This is a genomic window from Burkholderia sp. BCC0398 (assembly GCF_902833245.1).
GTDB classification, from domain to species: domain Bacteria; phylum Pseudomonadota; class Gammaproteobacteria; order Burkholderiales; family Burkholderiaceae; genus Burkholderia; species Burkholderia sola.
This window is the reverse complement of sequence record NZ_CADFEM010000028.1, coordinates 11,773-29,095: the sequence shown is the minus strand read 5'-3', so window position 1 is coordinate 29,095 and position 17,323 is coordinate 11,773. Positions and strand designations below refer to the sequence as shown.

Here is a 17,323-nt window from a genome sequence, read left to right as displayed (position 1 = left end):
AACGCGCGGTATCGCGTGCCGCCGCGTTCAGCGCTCGAGTGCGTCGATTTCTTCCAGCAGCGCGTCGAGCGCGTCCTGGTCGACATCGAGTTGAGGAACGTCGTCGGGTGTCAGACCGCCCACCCCGTCGGCGCTGCAATGGCGAATCAGCATCGTCAGCGCCTCTTCAACGCGGCACATCAGGCAGCCGATGCTCTCATCGACGCCCGGCACCCCGAAGAAGCTGGACTCCACGGTCAGCCTGCCGCGCGACACGTACGCGACGACGTCCAGCAGGTGCGTGCGCCGCTGGCGCGGGCTGCGGATGCCCGGCGCCGGTTCGGGCGGCCCGCCGTACAGCGGCGACGACGGTCCCGACAATTGCTCCAGTTGACCGAGGTAGGTAAACAGGATCGGTGCGCGCGGAAACGACGTCAGCGCATCGGCGCCGGCCTGCGGTTTCGTGTCGAGATAGCGCAGCACGCCATAGCTCGCGCCCTTGCGCGGCACCTCGCGCAGTCGGGCCTTGACCGACTTGATGAGCGCCGACGGATCCGCGGCGGTGGCCGGCGTATCGATCAGCACCGGATAGATCGACGTGAACCAGCCGACCGTGCGGCTCAGGTCGATCGCGTCGCCGAGGCCATCCCGGCCATGCCCCTCGACGTCCACCAGCAACGCATCGCTGCCGCTCCAGGCATGGAAACCCGCGTGCAGCGCGGCGATGAGCAGATCGTTCGCGTCGGTGCCGTAAGCACGCGGCGCCGTGGTTCGAAACGCGTGCGTCAGATCCGCATCGAGCGTGATCGCACAACTGAGCGACGATTCCTGATAAGCATGCTGAACGATCGAGGTCAGCCCGTGACGCATCAGCGCCACCCGCTTCGGCCCATCCAGCACGTCACGCACCTGTGCGTTCACGTTGCGCCAGTAGAGACGGTCGTCGTCGAGCGCGTCGCCCTGCGCCAGCGCAAGCCACTGGTCCACCCAAGCCTTTACGGAGCTCGTCTTCAGCGGCAACGCCGCCGCCGTGCGGTCACGCAAGCGCAGATAGCAATCGGCCAGGTCCTGCAGCAGGATGCTCCAGGACACGCCGTCGATCGCCATGTGATGAACGACGATCAGCAGCCGGCTGCTCGACACGCTGGTGCTCTCGAGCCACCTGACCGCGATGAGCCGGCCGCCCTCGAGGTCGAGGCTGCGCTGTGCGGCGTCGATCGCATCGCGCCACATGCGTTCGCAATGCCGGCCAGCCGAGTCGATACACGGGACGATCGCAAAATCGACGGCGTCGGCGCCGCCGTCGCCGGCAAACATGTGTCGCATTCCATCGCCGTGCGCGACGAACCGGGAACGCAGCACGTCGTGATGCCGCATGACGACGCGAATCGCCTCGGCCATGATGTTCGCGTCGGGCGTCTCGCCGAGCGGAACGAGCAGCGCCTGGTTGAAGTGCGAACGATCGACGTCGACGCGCTCGACGAACCATTGCGCCGCCGGACCCAGCACCGTCTCGCCCTGCACCGGCCCCTGATCGACATCGAGACCCGGCGTCTCGCGCACCAACGTCGACAGGTCCGCCACGTTCGTATGCAGGAAAATGTCCTGCGGCTTCAAATACATGCCGTCGAGCGCGGCCCGCGATACGATGACCGCGGCGAGAATCGAATCGCCGCCCAATTCGAAGAAATCCTGATCGACGCCGACCGACGGCTGGCCGAGGACGTCGGCCCAGATCGCCGCGAGTTTGCGCTCGATGTCGGTCGACGCGCGACGGTCGGCCCGCTCGCTTGCGCGAGGCAGCGGGAGCCCGCCTGCGTCGAGTGCGCCGCCCACGTCGAGCGGCAGCCGGTCGAGCACCACGATCGCGTCGGGGTGCATCGCGTCCGGCAACGCATGCTTCAATGCCGAACGCACCGCGTTTTCGAGCGCATGCACATCCACGTGGCCGTCATCCGCGACGAGATAGGCGACCAGCATTTCCCGCGTGTCGCGGACGACGCATGCACAGGCGACGGCGGCCACACCGGGGATCGCGGAGATCGCCTGTTCGACCGTGCCGATTTCGATCGGCACGGGCCGGTGACGCGCGACCCGTGACGAAGGATCGGCGCACAGCAGGTCGCCGCCACGGCGCACGACCGACACGCCAGTGGGTATCAGCGCCCTGTCCGGGGGCGCGGTTTCGAGTGCAGCTCCTGCAGCCGACGCGCGGATCGACGCGCCGTCGAAGAAATGCAGTTTTCCGGCCTGGCGATCATCGGCGAAACTTCCGGATGATCCGAGCGCGAATGCAACACGTCCGGGATACGACGGCGCCAGCAATTGCCAGCCGTCCGGGCCGGCCGCAAACGCACACAGCGCCGAACTGGTAGCCGCGTGCTGCACCGGGACGAAGTACGCCGCCGTGGGTATCCGGTTGGCCGCGGCGAGCGACTTCAACGGTTGCGGATGCTCGCCGTACGCGACAAGCGCGCGTGCCCGCCCCACGCCGGCGACGTCCGCACGTTGCAACAGAAGCGACGGCAGCAGGAGCGACGGGCCGTCCGCGAGCAACCGGTCGAGTGCCGCGTATGCGCTGTTCGCGATCGCAGGGTCGCCGGAAGCGAGCGCGCCAATGGCGGCCTGCTCGGACAGTCGAGCCGTGCCGCCGACAAGCACGGCCTGCGCAAGCGCCGCTGCCGACAGCCAGTCATGCGCGCCGTGCGGAACGAGCACCGTTGCGTGGGCGTCGAGATGGAGCAATTGACCGACATAGTCGAGCAGCGGCTCGACCGCAGAAGCGCTGCCTGCGGCAACGCCGTCGCCGCGCGCGGCGTCATCGCGCGCCTGCACCACTTCTATCGCGTCGATCTCCCAGCCGGACCAACCGTCGCCACGACCGCTGCACACTGCGTCGGCCGTGTCGCCCGACACCGTATAGCACGCGCCGACGGCGCGGATCGCGAGCAACGCGACCGCGCGCTCGGCGACACTTTGCAGTCGGAGTTCGACGCGTTTTCCGACGCCGATCCCGAGGCCGTCCAGTTGCGCACGGACGGCGCGAACCGCATCGCGGACCTCGCCGCCGCTGATCGCGCGATGGTCGAATTGCCACACCACGCGCGACGCATCCCGCTGCATATCGGATTCGGCATCGGCCGCCCGACGCACGAATGCGTCGGCCGCGGCAATGCGGCTTCGCGCATCGTCGATCGGCGCGGTCGCGAGTGTGTACTGGTGCAGCGAACGGCGCGTGTCAGCCACCACCTGCTCGACGAGATGCACATACTGGCTCGCGAATCGCGCGATCGTTTCGTCGTCGAACAGATCCGTATTGAACGTCCAGGCGGTCAGGTATTCGTCACCGAGATCCTGTACGTTGAGCGTCAGATCGTGTGTCGCGCCGCGCGTACCGGTGCTCGATGCGGCGAGACGCTCACGATAGAACGGCACGCCGCTCCCGCCTTCGGCGGCGAAATCGCCGCGCGCCTGGTTCCAGTTGTACATCACCTGGTAGATCGGCGACCGGCTCGGATCGCGCGCCGGACGCAATGCATCGACCAGCAACGGAAACGGATAATCCTGGTGATCGAGCACGCGCAGCATCATTTCGCGCGTGCGCTGCAGCAGCGCGTCGAACGAATCGTCCGGTCGGACTTCGCACGCGAGCACGACCGTGTTCACGAAATGACCGACCACGCTCTCGCTGCCCGGCGCATTGCGCCCGGAAGTCGGTGCGCCGATCATCACCCGCGCCTGCCCGGTGTGAAGGTGAAGATGCAATTGATAGACCGCGAGCAGCAGCATGTACGGGGTCACGCGCAGCAGCCGGGCCGTGTCGCGCACCTGCTGCGATAGCGTCGCGCCGAGCGACCGATCGTAGACGCGTCCATGCTCGGTTTTGCGCGGCGGGCGCAACCGGTCGGTCGCGAGGCTCAACACCGGAAATCCGTGTGCCAGCTCGCGCCGCCAGAACGCCGCGAGATGCTCGCCGTCCGCGCCGTCGAGCCGTGCGCGCTCGTGTTCGACGCAATCCTTGTACTGCACCGGCAGCGGCGGCAACTTCAGCGGCTCGCCCGCGCGGGCGAGACGGTAGAGCGTGCGAAGCTCGTTGAGCAGGATCTCGAGCGACCAGAAATCGGCGGCGATATGGTGAACGTTCAACAGCAGCACCACGCGAATCGCGTCGGCGCCGACGTGCTCGTTCAGCAGCAGCTTGAGCCGGATCGGCGATTGCGTCAGATCGAACGGGCGATTCGACTCTTCGTCGATCCACCGGCGGATCGCGGCTTCGTCGGCCGCGAACACGCGATCGACCGAGAACTGCGCGCGCGCTTGCGACCCCACCTGCTGACGCGGCTCGCCATCGATCACGCGGTACGCGGTGCGAAGGATCGGATGGCGTGCGATCAGATAGTCGACGCAGCGGCGCAGCGTGGATAGGTCGACATCGTCGTCGATGCGCGTCGCATACGTCACGTTGTATGCCGCGCTGTCGGGATTGAGCTGATGCAGCGACCAGAGCGATTTCTGCGCGAACGAGAGCGGGTAGGTGCCCGCCGTTCCCGCAAATTGCTCGAGCAGCGCGATGAGCGTCGCCTTGTGGGTCTTCAGCTCGTCGACGAGCGAAGGTGTGACCGCGCCCTTCGGCGCCTTGTATTGCAGCTTGCCGTCCTGGGTCCAGAGCTCGATGCCGCGCCCCGCCAGTTCGTTGATGAATTCGATCGAGCTCACAGCTCTCCTCCTTCCATTTCGACGCCGAACGTCGCTTCTCCTGACACCACGTCGATCCGGTCCGCCGCGCGCGATGGGGGTGTTCCGTCGGGCGCCCGCGACTCGCTGCGGTCGAGCGTCGTCACGATCGTGCGCACGACGTCGTCGACGGACGCGCCTTCGAGCAATCGCCCGAACGGAACATCGACGCCCAGCTCGCTGCGCAATGCATTGCGGAATTCCGCGGCCATCAGCGAATCGAGGCCGAGCTCGATCAGCGGAATATCCGGCGCGATCCGCTCGCTCGACGTATGCAGGGTCGCGGCGATGGCGTCGGTCAGGTGTCCGCGCAGCAATCGCATGCGCTCGTCGTCCGGCACCCCCGCGATGCGCTCGCGCAAGCCAGGGCCGGTACCGGCCGGGCGATGCGCCGGCGGCGCTGGCGGCACGAGTTCCGACAACAGCGCGCCCATCGCCCGGCTCGGGCTGCGCTTGATCAGCGTATCGACTTCCACGTTCCAGATCTGCGTCTGCCCGTCGGGTTCGGCGACCAGCGCGTCGAACACGCGCAATGCGACGTCCGGCTCGATCGGCTTGAGACCGAACGATGCGATGCGGCGCAGTTGCCGCGCGTCGAGCTGATCGACCATCCCGTTGCCGCCCCACAGGCCCCAGTTCATCGTGTGCCCAGGCAGGCCGTCCTGGTTGCGCACGGCCGTCAGCGCGTCCACATAGGCGTTCGCGGCGGCGTATGCACATTGCCCCGGGGAGCCGATGCAGGCCACGATCGACGAAAACGACACGAAGTGCCGCAGCGGCAGATGCGCGGTCGCGCGATGCAGATTCAACGTTCCCGCGACCTTCGGCGCGAGCACCTTCAATACGTCGGTCATCGGCTGGGTCGCGAACAGGCCGTCGTCAAGCGTGCCCGCCGCATGCAGGACGCCGACGAGAGGGTGCGCGGAATCCGCTTCGAGCGCATGGACGAGCGCGTCGATGTCGGCGGACGAGGCGACGTCGGCCGCCACGAATTCGACGATCGCGCCGTGCGCATCGGCGATCGACGCAAGTCGCGCGCGTTCGCTGTCGGCCGGGACCTGGCGGCTGGCCGACACGATCTTCGGCACGCCATTCCGGATCAACTGCTCGATCACCCGCGTGCCGATTGCACCGCGGCCGCCCGTCACCAGATAGGCGCCGTGCGCAAGCGGTTGCGCCGCGCCGGCGTCGCGTGCGACGAGCCGCGGGACGTATACGGCGTCGCCATGCGACACGAACTGCGTCTCGCCGGTCGTCGCGGCGCCCGCCACTGCGGTCAGCGCGCGCGCGCAAGACGTCGCATCGGGCGCCGGCAGATCGACCACACACACCGGAATGTCGCCGCTCTCGTGCATCAGGCTGCGGGCGACGCCCCAGGCCGCCGCCTGAAACGGCGCTACGCGCACGTCGATGCCGGGTACGTGCTGCGCCGCGTGGGTCACGATGCAGACGGCCGGCGTGCCCTGCGGCCAGCGAGCCGACTGCACTTCGCGCCAGAGGTTCGCGAAGCGCCGGTAAGCTGCGCCGACTGCGGCGAGTTCATCTTCTGATTCCGCGTCGTCTCTCGACGGCCACACATAGAGCAGCACGGTACGTCGTGCATCCAGGCCGGCTAGTGCATCGTCGAGCGCAGCACGAATGCGCCGGGTACCTGCATCGTCGTCGAACAGGTCGTCCGCCGGCAGCGCCGCGATTGCACACGCGTTGTCAGCGTCTTCACATGCCTGCGCCAGCATCGCGTCCAGCGCGGACCCGTTGCCGATCAGCACGAAGTTCGCGCGCGCGTCGGCCGCCTCATGTTTGGCCGCAAACAGCCGCCAGACGAGCGTGTTCAGCGCGACAGGCTCCGCGACCCGCTGAAACCGTCGCGGATCGACGGCCATCAGCCGCAATCCGGAGACGACGGCGACGCGGCTGCCCGCGTCGTCGTATATCCAGAGATCCGCGGTAGCAACGCTGCGCTTCACCCGAGCCCGCACTGCACACCACACCGCCTGCACGCCGCGTATCGGCATGCAAGCGATCCGTTCGATGCCGATCGGCACGAAGGCGGTGTTCAGCTCCGCATCCCATAGCGCGCCCGCGACGGTCTGAAACGCATTGTCGAGCAGCGCCGGATGAACGATGCGGACGAGGTCGTCCGTGCCGTCCGGCTCCATTTCGATTCGGGCCAGCGCCACGTCGCCGCCCCGCGACAGCGCGCGAATCGAGCGAAATGCGCCACCGTATTCGAGGCCGGTCGCTTGCAAGCGCGCGTAGAAACCGTCGACCGGCAACGCGTCGCCGCATTGCGCGCGCCATTCATCGAGCGCCGGCACGGCCGACACGTCGGCAACGCCATGCGTCGTCCCGATCTGCGCGGCGCACTGCAACGTCCATTCGGGTTGGGACGCGGCCGTGTCGTGGCAGGCGTGAATGTCGATCCGCACGCCTGCTTCGCCCGGATGCGAGGGGTCACCTGCGTGCACGACCGTGCCGAACGTCACCGCGTTGCCGGGCTCCAGCGTGAGCGCGTTATCGAACGACACCTCACGCGCGACCAGCCAGCGGCCGGCCGCGGATTCCGTATCGCCGCCATCGCGCCGCGATGCCGCGTCGAGCAGCGCCTCGACGAAGCCTGCCGCCGGAAAAACGAGTTGCCCGTGCACGCGGTGTCCGCCCAGAAACGGCAGATGCCGATCGGACACCTCGCTCTCGTAGCGAAGATGATCCGATGCCGGAATCGCGAGATGCCGGCCCAGCACGCCGCGACCGGCGGTCCGACGCGCGCCGGTTGCGCTCGTCAGCACGTTCGCCCGCTGCGCCGGCTCCCGCGCATTCACCCAGTAACGCTGCGCTTCGAGCGGATACGGCGGCAGCACGCCGCGGCGCGCGGCTTGCCGCATCGGCGCACCGGTTCGGGAGCGCTCGTACGCATGCCAGTCGACACGACGACCGCACATATAGACATGTGCCAATGCACGCAGCAACTGCTCGGTTTCGCGCCCGTCATTGCTCATCGACGGCAGCGCAATCACGTTGCGATGATTCGCCCGCTCCGCCGTGCACGCGGAGACGAGGCTCGAAAGCGTCTTGCCAGGCCCGATCTCGATGACCGTCGTCACCTTGTCGTCGAGCAGGGTGTCGACACCCGCACGGAAGGCTACGGTGGCCCGGACATGCTCGACCCAATACGCGGGATCGCACAGGCGTTCGGCCTCGAATCGGCCCGTCACGTTGGACACGATCGGAATCGCAGGCACGCGATAGCGCACGGTCGCGGCGACGGCGCCGAAATCGGCGAGCATCGGCTCCATCAGCGGCGAATGGAATGCGCGCGATACCGCCAGCGCCTTCGTCGCGATGCCGCGCGACGCGAACAGTCGCTCGATCGACTCGATTGCGTCTGGGTCGCCCGACACCAGCACGCTCTCCGGTGCGTTGTCCGCGGCGATGGCGACGCGCCCGGGGTAGTCGCGCACCGCATCGGCCACGTGACGCACGCTTGCGAACACCGCGAGCGCACGGCCCGGCGCGGTGAGCGTATCCATCAAACGTCCGCGCGCCGTCACGAGACGGCAGCCGTCCTCGATCGAGAACACGCCGGCAATGCACGCAGCCGCGTACTCGCCGATGCTGTGGCCCATCACGACCTCCGGCACGACGCCCCAGTGCATCCACAAGCGCGCGAGCGCGACCTCGAGCGCGAACATCGCCGGTTGCGTGTAACGCGTTTCGTTGATCCGGTCCTGATGGTCGCCCCACAGCACGTCCACGAGCGACAGTTCTCCTTGCGCCTCGATATGGCTGTCGCATGCGTCGAATACGTCGCGAAACGGCGCGAAATCCCGATAGAGCTGTCGAGCCATCCCGGCGCGCTGCGCGCCCTGTCCGGTAAACAGGAACGCAAGCCGGTCGCGGGCGCCGCCCGGCTGCCCGCTCCGGACCGTCATGGCCCGCGCCGCGTCCGACAGCGCATCGAGCAGCGTGTCGCGAGCATCCGCGACAATCGCCACGCGATGCCGATGGCTGTCGCGCGCGAGACGCAGCGCGCTGGCGACCGCGTCGGGCGCCAGCGACGCGTCTGCCCGCACGTGCGCCGCGCAGTCTTCGATCGCCTGTTTCAACATCGGCGCCGTGTGGGCGGACAACGGCCAGATATCGTGACGCGCGTGCCCGGCCAGCGCGACGTCCGCGTCGGGTTCCGCTGCGCGCGTCTCCTGCCATGCCTCAATGATCAGGTGTGCGTTCGTGCCGCTCATGCCGAACGAGCTGATCGCCGCGATACGCCGGCCCGGTCGGGACGACGGCCACGCCGCATGCTCGGTCGGCACGCGAATGCCGTTCGCATCCCAGTCGACGTGCGTGGTCGGCGTATCGAAATGCAGGTGCCGCGGCAATTCACCTTTCTGCAGCGCGCACACGACCTTCATCAGCCCGGCGACCGCGGCGGCCGATTCGAGATGCCCGATATTCGTCTTGATGCTGCCGACGTACAGGTCGCCGGTGCGATTCGTGTCGCGGCAATACACGTCCTCGAGCGCACGCAGCTCGATCGGATCGCCGAGCGGCGTACCGGTGCCGTGCGCCTCGACGTAGTCGACGTCGGCCGGCGACACGCCGGCATGCTCGAGCGCGTCGCGGATCACGTCGCGTTGCGCACGGCCATTCGGCGCCGTCATTCCGTTGCTGCGCCCGTCGTGATTGACGGCTGAGCCGCGGATCACCGCCCGGATCGGCCTGCCCTGCGCCCGCGCATCGGACAGCCGCATCAGCGCGACGACGCCGCAGCCTTCGCCGCGCACGTAACCGTCGGCGGCCGCGTCGAACGTCCGGCAGCGGCCGCTCGGCGACAGCGCCTGAAGCTCGCTCAGCGCGATCGTCATCTCCGGCGACAGCATCAGGTTGACACCACCCGCGAATGCGACATCGGACTCGCGGGTACGCAGGCTATGGCAAGCCAAATGGACGGCGACGAGCGACGACGAGCACGCGGTGTCGAGATGCAACGCCGGGCCATGAAACCCGAACAGATAGGAAATGCGTCCGGCCGCGAAGGGCCGCGCGGTACCGAGCGATGTCTGCGCATAGCTGAGCGCGTCACCCGCTACGCTCTCGCTGACGCGCGCGTAGTCGTCGACCGACGAACCGACGAACACGCCGGTTCGGTACGACGCGATCGTTTCCCGCGAAAAGCCGGCATCTTCCAGTGCACGCCACGTGCATTCGAGCAACAACCGCTGCTGCGGATCGATGTGCGGCGCCTCGCGCTCCGACACGCCGAAGAATCCCGCATCGAAACGATCGACGTCGTCGATGAACCCGCCATGCCGGCTGTAGCTCGTGTCGCGCCGGCCCGGCCGCGGATCGTAGATCGCATCGGTCCATCGGTCGGCCGGCACCGGGCCGACGGCGTCGGTCCCGTCCGCGAGCATCGACCAGAGCGCGTCGGCGGAATCCACGCCGCCGGGCAGGCGGCAGCCCATGCCGACGATGGCGATCGGTTCGCTCATCGCGCTGCGCGCTTCTGCCAGTTCGCGTTGCAGCGCGTCGATCTTCAGCAACGCTTGCTTCACGGGTGTAAGGGGCGCGGCGGCCGCGCGATTGGACTCGATCATGTGTACCACTCCAGACGTTCGCGGAACGAGACTGCCGGGGATCGGCTCAGCCCTGCAGCGCTTTCAGCAGCAGCGCTTCGGCCTGCGCGTCGGAGAGCGCCGCAAGCTGCTCCCGGGTAGGCGGCGCGTCGGCGCCGTCGACGACCGACGCGGAACGCGCGTGCGCGGCGGCCGGTGCGGGCGCGTCGCTCGATCGCAACGCATCGGCCGCGCCCTGCATGCGCGCCAGATGCGCGGCAAGCTGCTCGACGTTCGAACAGTCCCACAGCACGGCGGCGTCGAACGTCAGCCCGATCGTGTGCTGCACCTTCAACGAAAACTGGAGCGCGCTCATCGAGTCGAAACCCATCTCGACCCACGCGGCCGTGCGCGACACTTGCGCCTCGGCGATCTTGAGCCGCTCGGCGACGATCCGTACGATCCGGTCCGCGATTTCGCGCTCGATCAGCGTCGATTCGGAATGGGGCGCAACCTCGGCGACAGCCGGCGCCACCGCACCGTCACGCGCCGCGCCCGCATCCATCGCATAGGCGCCGTCGGTCCAGCTGGCGACGGCCCGCAGTTCGCCTTGCAGATACGCACGACGACACAGCGCACGCGCGATCTTGCCGCTGGAAGTCTTTTCGATGGTTGCCGGCTCGACCAGCACGATCGCGTGCGGCGTGACCCCGAAGTCCTCGCCGATCGCGACCACCATCGCGCGCAGCGTGGCGTCGAGGTCCAGCGTGCGGCGCGCGGTGCGCCCGACTTCCTGGATGAGCACGAGCTTCTCTTCGCCGTCCGCCTGCACCGATACGGCGGCGCCGCACCCGCGGCGCAACGCCGGCACCGCGTCCTGCACGCACGCCTCGATATCCTGCGGATACAGGTTGCGCCCGCGAACGATCAGCATGTCCTTCACGCGGCCGGTCACGTACAGGCGGCCGTCGACGATCGCGCCCAGATCGCCGGTGCGCAGGAACGGACGGGCGCCAGGCTCGTCATCGACATGCGCGCCGAACGTCGACCGTGTCGCTTCGGGGTTGCCGTAGTAGCCCACGCCGATCGCGCCGCCGCGCACCCAAATTTCGCCGACGCCGTTCGGGTCGGCCACCGGGCAACCATCGGGCCCTGCGATCCGGATCTCGGTGCCGGGCGCCGTGCCGCCGCACGACACGAGGCTCTTCGCGTTCGCGGCGCCGGGCTGAACCGGTTCGACGATGCCTGCGGCAAGCTTCACGTTGTCGACGTCCAGATAATGGGCGCCTTCACCGTAAGGGACACCCGATACGATCAGGGTCGCCTCGGCCATCCCGTAGCACGGATAGAACGACCCAGGAGCGAAGCCGTGCGGGCTTGCGGCGTCGATAAAGTCGGTGACGGTCTGACGATGAATCGGCTCCGCGCCGCAGAACGCCACCCGCCAGCTGGACAGATCGAGCCGGCCGCCGTCGTCGCTTCCGTCGAGGGCGGCCGCGGCAAGCGCATACGCGAAATTCGGCCCGCCGGACGTCGTCGCACGGTGTGCGGCAATCGCGCGCAACCATCGCCCCGGCTGCTGGACGAACGCAACGGGCGACATCAGCACCACTGAAAGCCCGATCGACGCCAGTTGCAACGGCATCGACAGTCCCATGTCGTGATACAGCGGCAGCCACGACAGCATGCGCGTGTCGCGATCGTGCTGCATCAGCAGCGCGATCGACCGTTGGTTGTCGATGATGTTGCCGTGCGTGATCATCACGCCCTTCGGCGTGCCCGTCGATCCGGACGTGTATTGAAGAAACGCAAGATCGTCCAGCGCCGGCATGCGCGGCAACGCCGACGTGTCCTTCGCACCCGCGTCGACGAGCGCTTCGTACGTGACGAGCTGGCAGCCGGTGAACAGCTGCTGCGTCGCGCGCAGGGTCTCGATGGTCTCGACCGAGGTCGCCGGCGCGACGATCAGCGTGGCGCCGCAATTGTCGGCAATCGCGTGCAGCTTCGCCCATTGCGCGACCTTGCGCACCTGCTGCGGATGATAGGCCGGCACGGCGACGCGCCCCGATGCCAGGCATCCATAGAACGTGCAGACGAACTCGGCGCTCGTCGGCAACAGCAGCAGCACGCGAGCGCCCGGCTCGGTCAGTTGCGCGAGTCCGCGCGCCACGCGCATCATGCCGGCATGCAGATCGCCGAACGTGCTTTCGCTTTCGATCGCCTCGCCGTCGCGCAGGATGGTCAGCGCGACGCGGTCGGGGTCTCGCTCGGTGTGATGGGCGAGCGTCTCGATGATGGAGGTCGGTTCGACTTCCATCTGAAACACGTTCGGATTCGGATGCGTCGTCATGGTGTATCCAGAATGAGGTCCGTGCGCGCCGCCGCGCAAAGGCGGCGGCTTGCGCACGGGGGGTGATCTCATGCGTGTCGCAGGAACGCGTCCGCGATCGCGCGGCGATTGAGCTTGAGGTTGCGCGTGCGCAATCCGCCTTCGACGTCGAACGCGCGGTCGGTGAAAATCACCTTCACCAGTTGCCGTTGTGCGGGCAGCGTGCCGTTGACCGCGCGGACGAGTTCGCGCAGCGCGTCGGTGACGTCGGGATCGTCCGGCCGGCGTGTCGCGATGACGACGCTGAGCCCCGCTTGCGGGCCCGCCATCACGACGGCCACGTCGACGCGCGGATCGCGATACAACAGCGCCTCGATCGGCTCGGGATGGAATTTCTCGCCGTTGCTCGTGATGATCGCGTCCTTCTTGCGCCCGACGACGCGCAGAAAGCCGTCGCGGTCGAATTCGGCAATGTCGCCCGTCGCGACCGCATTCGGTGCGATGAATGTCGCGCGACTGTCCTCTTCCGGCGCATCGAAGTAGCCGAGCGACAGCAGGGCGTTCCGTGTGACGACGACTTCGCCGTCCTCCAGCAACGAGACGCTGCCCGGCTCCGCCGGCTGGCCGACCGTACCGACGCGTACCTGCCCGGGCTTGTTCCACGCAACCATGCCGGCCTCGGTGATCCCGAACGCCTCGTACAGCGCGATCCCGCAATCCCAGAAGAAATCGAGCGCCGCGCGCTTGATCGGCGCCATCCCGGTGACCATGTAGCGGATGTTGCCGCCGGTCAGCGCGCTCAGTCGCTCGGCGAGCGTCGACGGATCGCTGCCGGGCCCGGCAGCCGCGCGCGCCAGCGTATGCAGCGTCTCGTACAGCACCGGCGGTGCGATCACGAACGTCGGCTGGTGCCGCTTGAGCCCCGGAAAGAGTCCGTGGAACGGCACCGACACGAGATCGACCCCGTGATACAGGCAGAAGTAGTACGTCATCCGTTGCTGATAGTTCGCGAACGGCAAGAACGTCAGGAACCGCTCGCCCGGTGCGACGCCGAATGCGTCGCCATACAGACCGAGCAAGTGCGCGGTGCCGCGGCGGCTCATCACGAGCCCTTTGGTCCTGCCCGTCGTGCCCGAACTGAACACCAACGAATGGGTATCGGGCATATGCTCGACCCGCACCGGCTCGATGCGCGCGTGCGAATCGCCGCGGCTGGCGGGATCGATATCCACGACGCGCCCGGCAATCGTCTCGCCGGCATCGATCCATCGTGCGTCTACTGCCAGCACACTCAGCTGGTAGCGCTCGATCAACGCGTCGCACGTGTCGAGCAGGCCATCGTTCGGAAACGCGACCGAAACGCAGCCGAGCTCGATGCACGCCAGATCCCACACCATCCACGGATAGCCGTTCGGGGCCGCGATGCCGACGCGCGCCCCGGGTACGAGGCCGATTGTCTTGCCGCGCTCGACCGTGGCGAGCACGTCTTCGAACAGTTCGTGGAAGGTCCGGACGGTTTCGGCGCCCTTGTCGTCGACAAAGGTCAGCGTATGACTGCTGTCGCGCAAGCGCGCGACTAGATCGTCGAAGGTCATCATCGGCGTTGTCCCGTCACGCGTGCGCGACGCCCTCGGCGGACGCGTAGTACTTTTGCGCGGCGCTTTCATACATGTTCCAGAACAGCTTGCACGTGTGGCGCACCGCGAACAGCGCTTCCTGTTGCATCTCCACGGTCGTGCACAGGTCGGTCACGAGCGAGATGCCCTCGGCGACGTGCGCGACGTCCTCTTTCTGGTGAACCGAGAAGAATCGCGTGTCTTCCTCGGTGAGCCCGTAGCACTTCGCCAGAATCGAGTGGCGCGCGTCGCCCGCACGGGTTTCCAGGCTCTGCCCTTCGCTCGCGATCATCACCGCGGCGGCGCCGATATGGTAGGTACCCTCGCCCTTGCAGTTCTCGAGGCGATAGTCGATCAACTCGCGCGTGGCCGCGGACGGCGTCCACGCATCGCGCTCCTCGTCGCTGATGTTTTGCGCGCGAATGAAGTCTTCCATGAGCTCGACATGGTTCTTCGTTTTCGAGAAGCGCCCGGTTTCCTCTTCGAACAGGTTGTACAGCAGCCGGCGCTTGTGGTCGGGGAACGGGCAGCGGAAGTACAGGTTCTCGATGTACTCGAGAAAGTACCGGGTGATCTGGTATCCCTCGAGCGAGATGATCTTCAGCAAGCGCCAGTTTTTCTGCGGCGTGAACAACTCCGCGAAGATCGGGTGATCGAGCGTGAGCTGCTCGTCCAGCGTTTCGCGCAGCGCGCGCGAAAACGTCGCTTTGTCCATCAGCACGGCTTCTTTGGTGAGGGTCATGATCGTTCCCTGTCGGTGAGGTAACCGGCAATGTAATGGCCGCTTTCAAGACTGAAACCTGTCCGTTCGGGCGAGTGTTTCCCTTGCTGCGCCAACCCTGTACGTCAGTGCAGGTAGGCAGTGCGGTGGCTTGACGCTATAAAGCGGAACCCCTACGGCACTTGGAGAATCCGATGGACGACCACGCGAACGTGTTCGCTACGCTTACCGAACTGATTCCGCAGATTGCTGCGCTCGATATTGCGCCGGACATGCTGACGCGGGAAACGTCGCTGACGTCGGATCTGATGCTCGATTCGATCTCGCTGCTGTCGCTGATGGCGCTGACCGAGGATCGGCTCGGCATCAGCTTCGCATCGCACACGGAACAGGTCGCGAACCTCGAAACCATCGGCGATGCGGTTGATCTGGTGGAAATGCTGTTGTCCGTGAAAGCGTAACGAGATGACGATGAACGATCATCCGCACGACGCATGCAGGATGCCGTCGGCCGGCGGCGACGACCGTATCTGCCTGCTGGATGCCGGCGACCTCGCCGCGCTGCGCGCAGCGGCCGATGCCGGCGATGCGACTACGGCACTCGGTGCGTACCCGCGCATCGCTCGGCTTCGCGACGCATTGAACGCGCCCGGTTCCGGGCAGCTCGCCGTCGTCGTCGACGATCCCGAGATTCGCCGCACGCGCGAATTCGCGTCCTTGCCCCGCCTCCTGTCGGCCGCGCTCGACGTTGCGTCCGCATCCGTTGCGAACGCATGCATCGTCGTACTCGGCGACGCGCTCGCGGACGGCACGGCCGCCATCGGCGAAGCCGGTACGCTATCGCTGGCGTCACTCGACACGCTCGCCGACGCGGTCGCCGAAACCGTGTTCGAGGTACGCCGCCGCGTCGACACGTACTTCGAGCAAGAGCCGCTGGCGTTGCCTGCCGAAACAGCCGGCGCGGCCTGCCTGCTGACGGCTGAAGCGGTGCTGGCCTGGCTTGCGACGCAAGCGTCGCCCGGCCTTCACGTCGTGCATGGCGATCGGCGTATTGCTTGGCGCGAACTCGCCGAAAGCGTCGCGCAAAGGGTGCCCATTCCGACGCGAAGCGATGCCGACGAGGCCGGCTCCGACGCCGTTCTCGCGCTGCTCGAAACGAATCTGAAGCACGCCGAGCACATGCTGGGATACGCGGATGACGCGCACGTTCCCCCGACCGACATCCGTTCTCACCGACTACGCTGTGACGGCTTCGACTGGCAAGCCCGGATCGCTTCACGCGTCGCCGCTCACGCGGCCCGGCACGAAAGGCGCGACGCGCCCCGGTTTGTCGACCTGCCGTCCGCGCGCCGGATCACGACCGGCAGCGGGCATCGGTATCTGAATGCCGGGCGCGGCTCGCGGGCCATGCTGCTCATCAACGCATTCGGCATCCCGCACGACGTGTGGCACGACTTCGCGGCCGGATTGGCGCCGGATTTTTCGCTCTATCTGGCGGACGACGCGAGCGATGCGTCAGCCGATGCAGGACTGACACGCGCGTACTATTCGAGCCCCGATGCGCCGGACCGCTACGCGCGCAGCGTGGCTGAATTGCTCGACGTCGAGGGGATCGACGCGATTCACGTCGCCAGCTGGTGCGGAGGCGCCCGATATGCGCTGGCGCTGGCGCGCGCACTGCCCGGCCGCATCGCGTCGATGAGCCTGATCGCGCCGTCGTTTGCCGGCGCGCAGGACTACGACGGCGCCGACAGCGCGTACGAAAACAATCTCAATACGATGTGCTCGCTCGTCGCGCGCATGCCGAAGGCCGCGGACAGCATGGCCAAATCGATGATCGGGCTCCTGGAGAAGCGGGCACGCAGCGACGCACGCGAAGGCGGCCACGCATCGATGTTCGCGCTACCCGATTCGGCAACCCGTCACTGGCTGCACGCGCCGTTCGTGTCGGCGGCGAACATGATCGAATACAGCCAGCAACTGCTGAATTTCCGCGCCCATCGGATCGAAGCCGAACGCGACGGATCGATCGCCGGCATCCCCGCGCTGCTCGTGACCGGCGAATACGACGAAATGACCTGCGCGATTCGTGCGCGAGCCATTACGTCGGCCCAGCTTCGCCCGATCCAGATCGAGCTCCAGGCCGGCAGTCATCACATGGTTCAGCAGAATGCGGCGCTGCTCGCGCAACTCGTCGGCGCGTTCGTCGGCGATCGGGCGCTGACACCCGACGCACTGCCGCATCCGAGACTGCGCGTCCTCCCTGCGGCCGACCGCGGCGAGAGGGAGAGGGAGAGGGAGACAGAGATGGAATCGGGCGAACTGTGACGCACGCGCCTTCCGATGCCCGTTCGGACAGTTACAGGCCCCGGGCATCGATCACTAAAGT

Annotated in this window: 7 protein-coding genes; 2 read left to right on the top strand and 5 right to left on the bottom strand. The window is 67.2% G+C overall.

Features of this window, described 5'->3' with window-relative positions:
- Positions 1 to 27: 27 nt before the first annotated feature.
- From HWX76_RS35195 to HWX76_RS35175, 5 genes are all read right to left on the bottom strand, one after another.
- Complete coding sequence (locus HWX76_RS35195) at positions 28 to 4,695, bottom strand: condensation domain-containing protein (RefSeq protein ID WP_176017057.1); 4,668 nt, start codon at positions 4,693 to 4,695, stop codon at positions 28 to 30.
- A complete protein-coding gene (locus HWX76_RS35190; protein WP_176017056.1) occupies positions 4,692 to 10,310 on the bottom strand; it encodes a type I polyketide synthase in 5,619 nt (1,872 codons plus the stop codon). Before HWX76_RS35190 ends, HWX76_RS35195 begins: the two co-directional genes overlap by 4 nt.
- Positions 10,311 to 10,356: 46 nt before the next feature.
- The gene (locus HWX76_RS35185) at positions 10,357 to 12,618 is read right to left on the bottom strand and encodes an AMP-binding protein (RefSeq protein WP_050016612.1); all 2,262 of its coding nucleotides are present in this window, start codon (positions 12,616 to 12,618) and stop codon (positions 10,357 to 10,359) included.
- Positions 12,619 to 12,686: 68 nt separating this feature from the next.
- The gene (locus HWX76_RS35180; RefSeq protein ID WP_050016613.1) at positions 12,687 to 14,195 is read right to left on the bottom strand and encodes an AMP-binding protein; all 1,509 of its coding nucleotides are present in this window, start codon (positions 14,193 to 14,195) and stop codon (positions 12,687 to 12,689) included.
- A 13-nt stretch (positions 14,196 to 14,208) separates the two neighbouring features.
- Positions 14,209 to 14,955, bottom strand: a complete 747-nt coding sequence (locus HWX76_RS35175; protein WP_050016614.1) for an iron-containing redox enzyme family protein — start codon at positions 14,953 to 14,955, stop codon at positions 14,209 to 14,211.
- A 173-nt stretch (positions 14,956 to 15,128) separates the two neighbouring features.
- Between HWX76_RS35175 and HWX76_RS35170 the strand changes: the two genes are divergently transcribed.
- Both HWX76_RS35170 and HWX76_RS35165 read left to right on the top strand, forming a co-directional pair.
- On the top strand, positions 15,129 to 15,395 hold the full coding sequence (locus HWX76_RS35170) for a phosphopantetheine-binding protein (protein ID WP_050016620.1): 267 nt from the start codon (positions 15,129 to 15,131) through the stop codon (positions 15,393 to 15,395).
- Positions 15,396 to 15,405: 10 nt separating this feature from the next.
- A complete protein-coding gene (locus HWX76_RS35165) occupies positions 15,406 to 17,262 on the top strand; it encodes an alpha/beta hydrolase (protein ID WP_176017055.1) in 1,857 nt (618 codons plus the stop codon).
- Positions 17,263 to 17,323 lie beyond the last annotated feature (61 nt).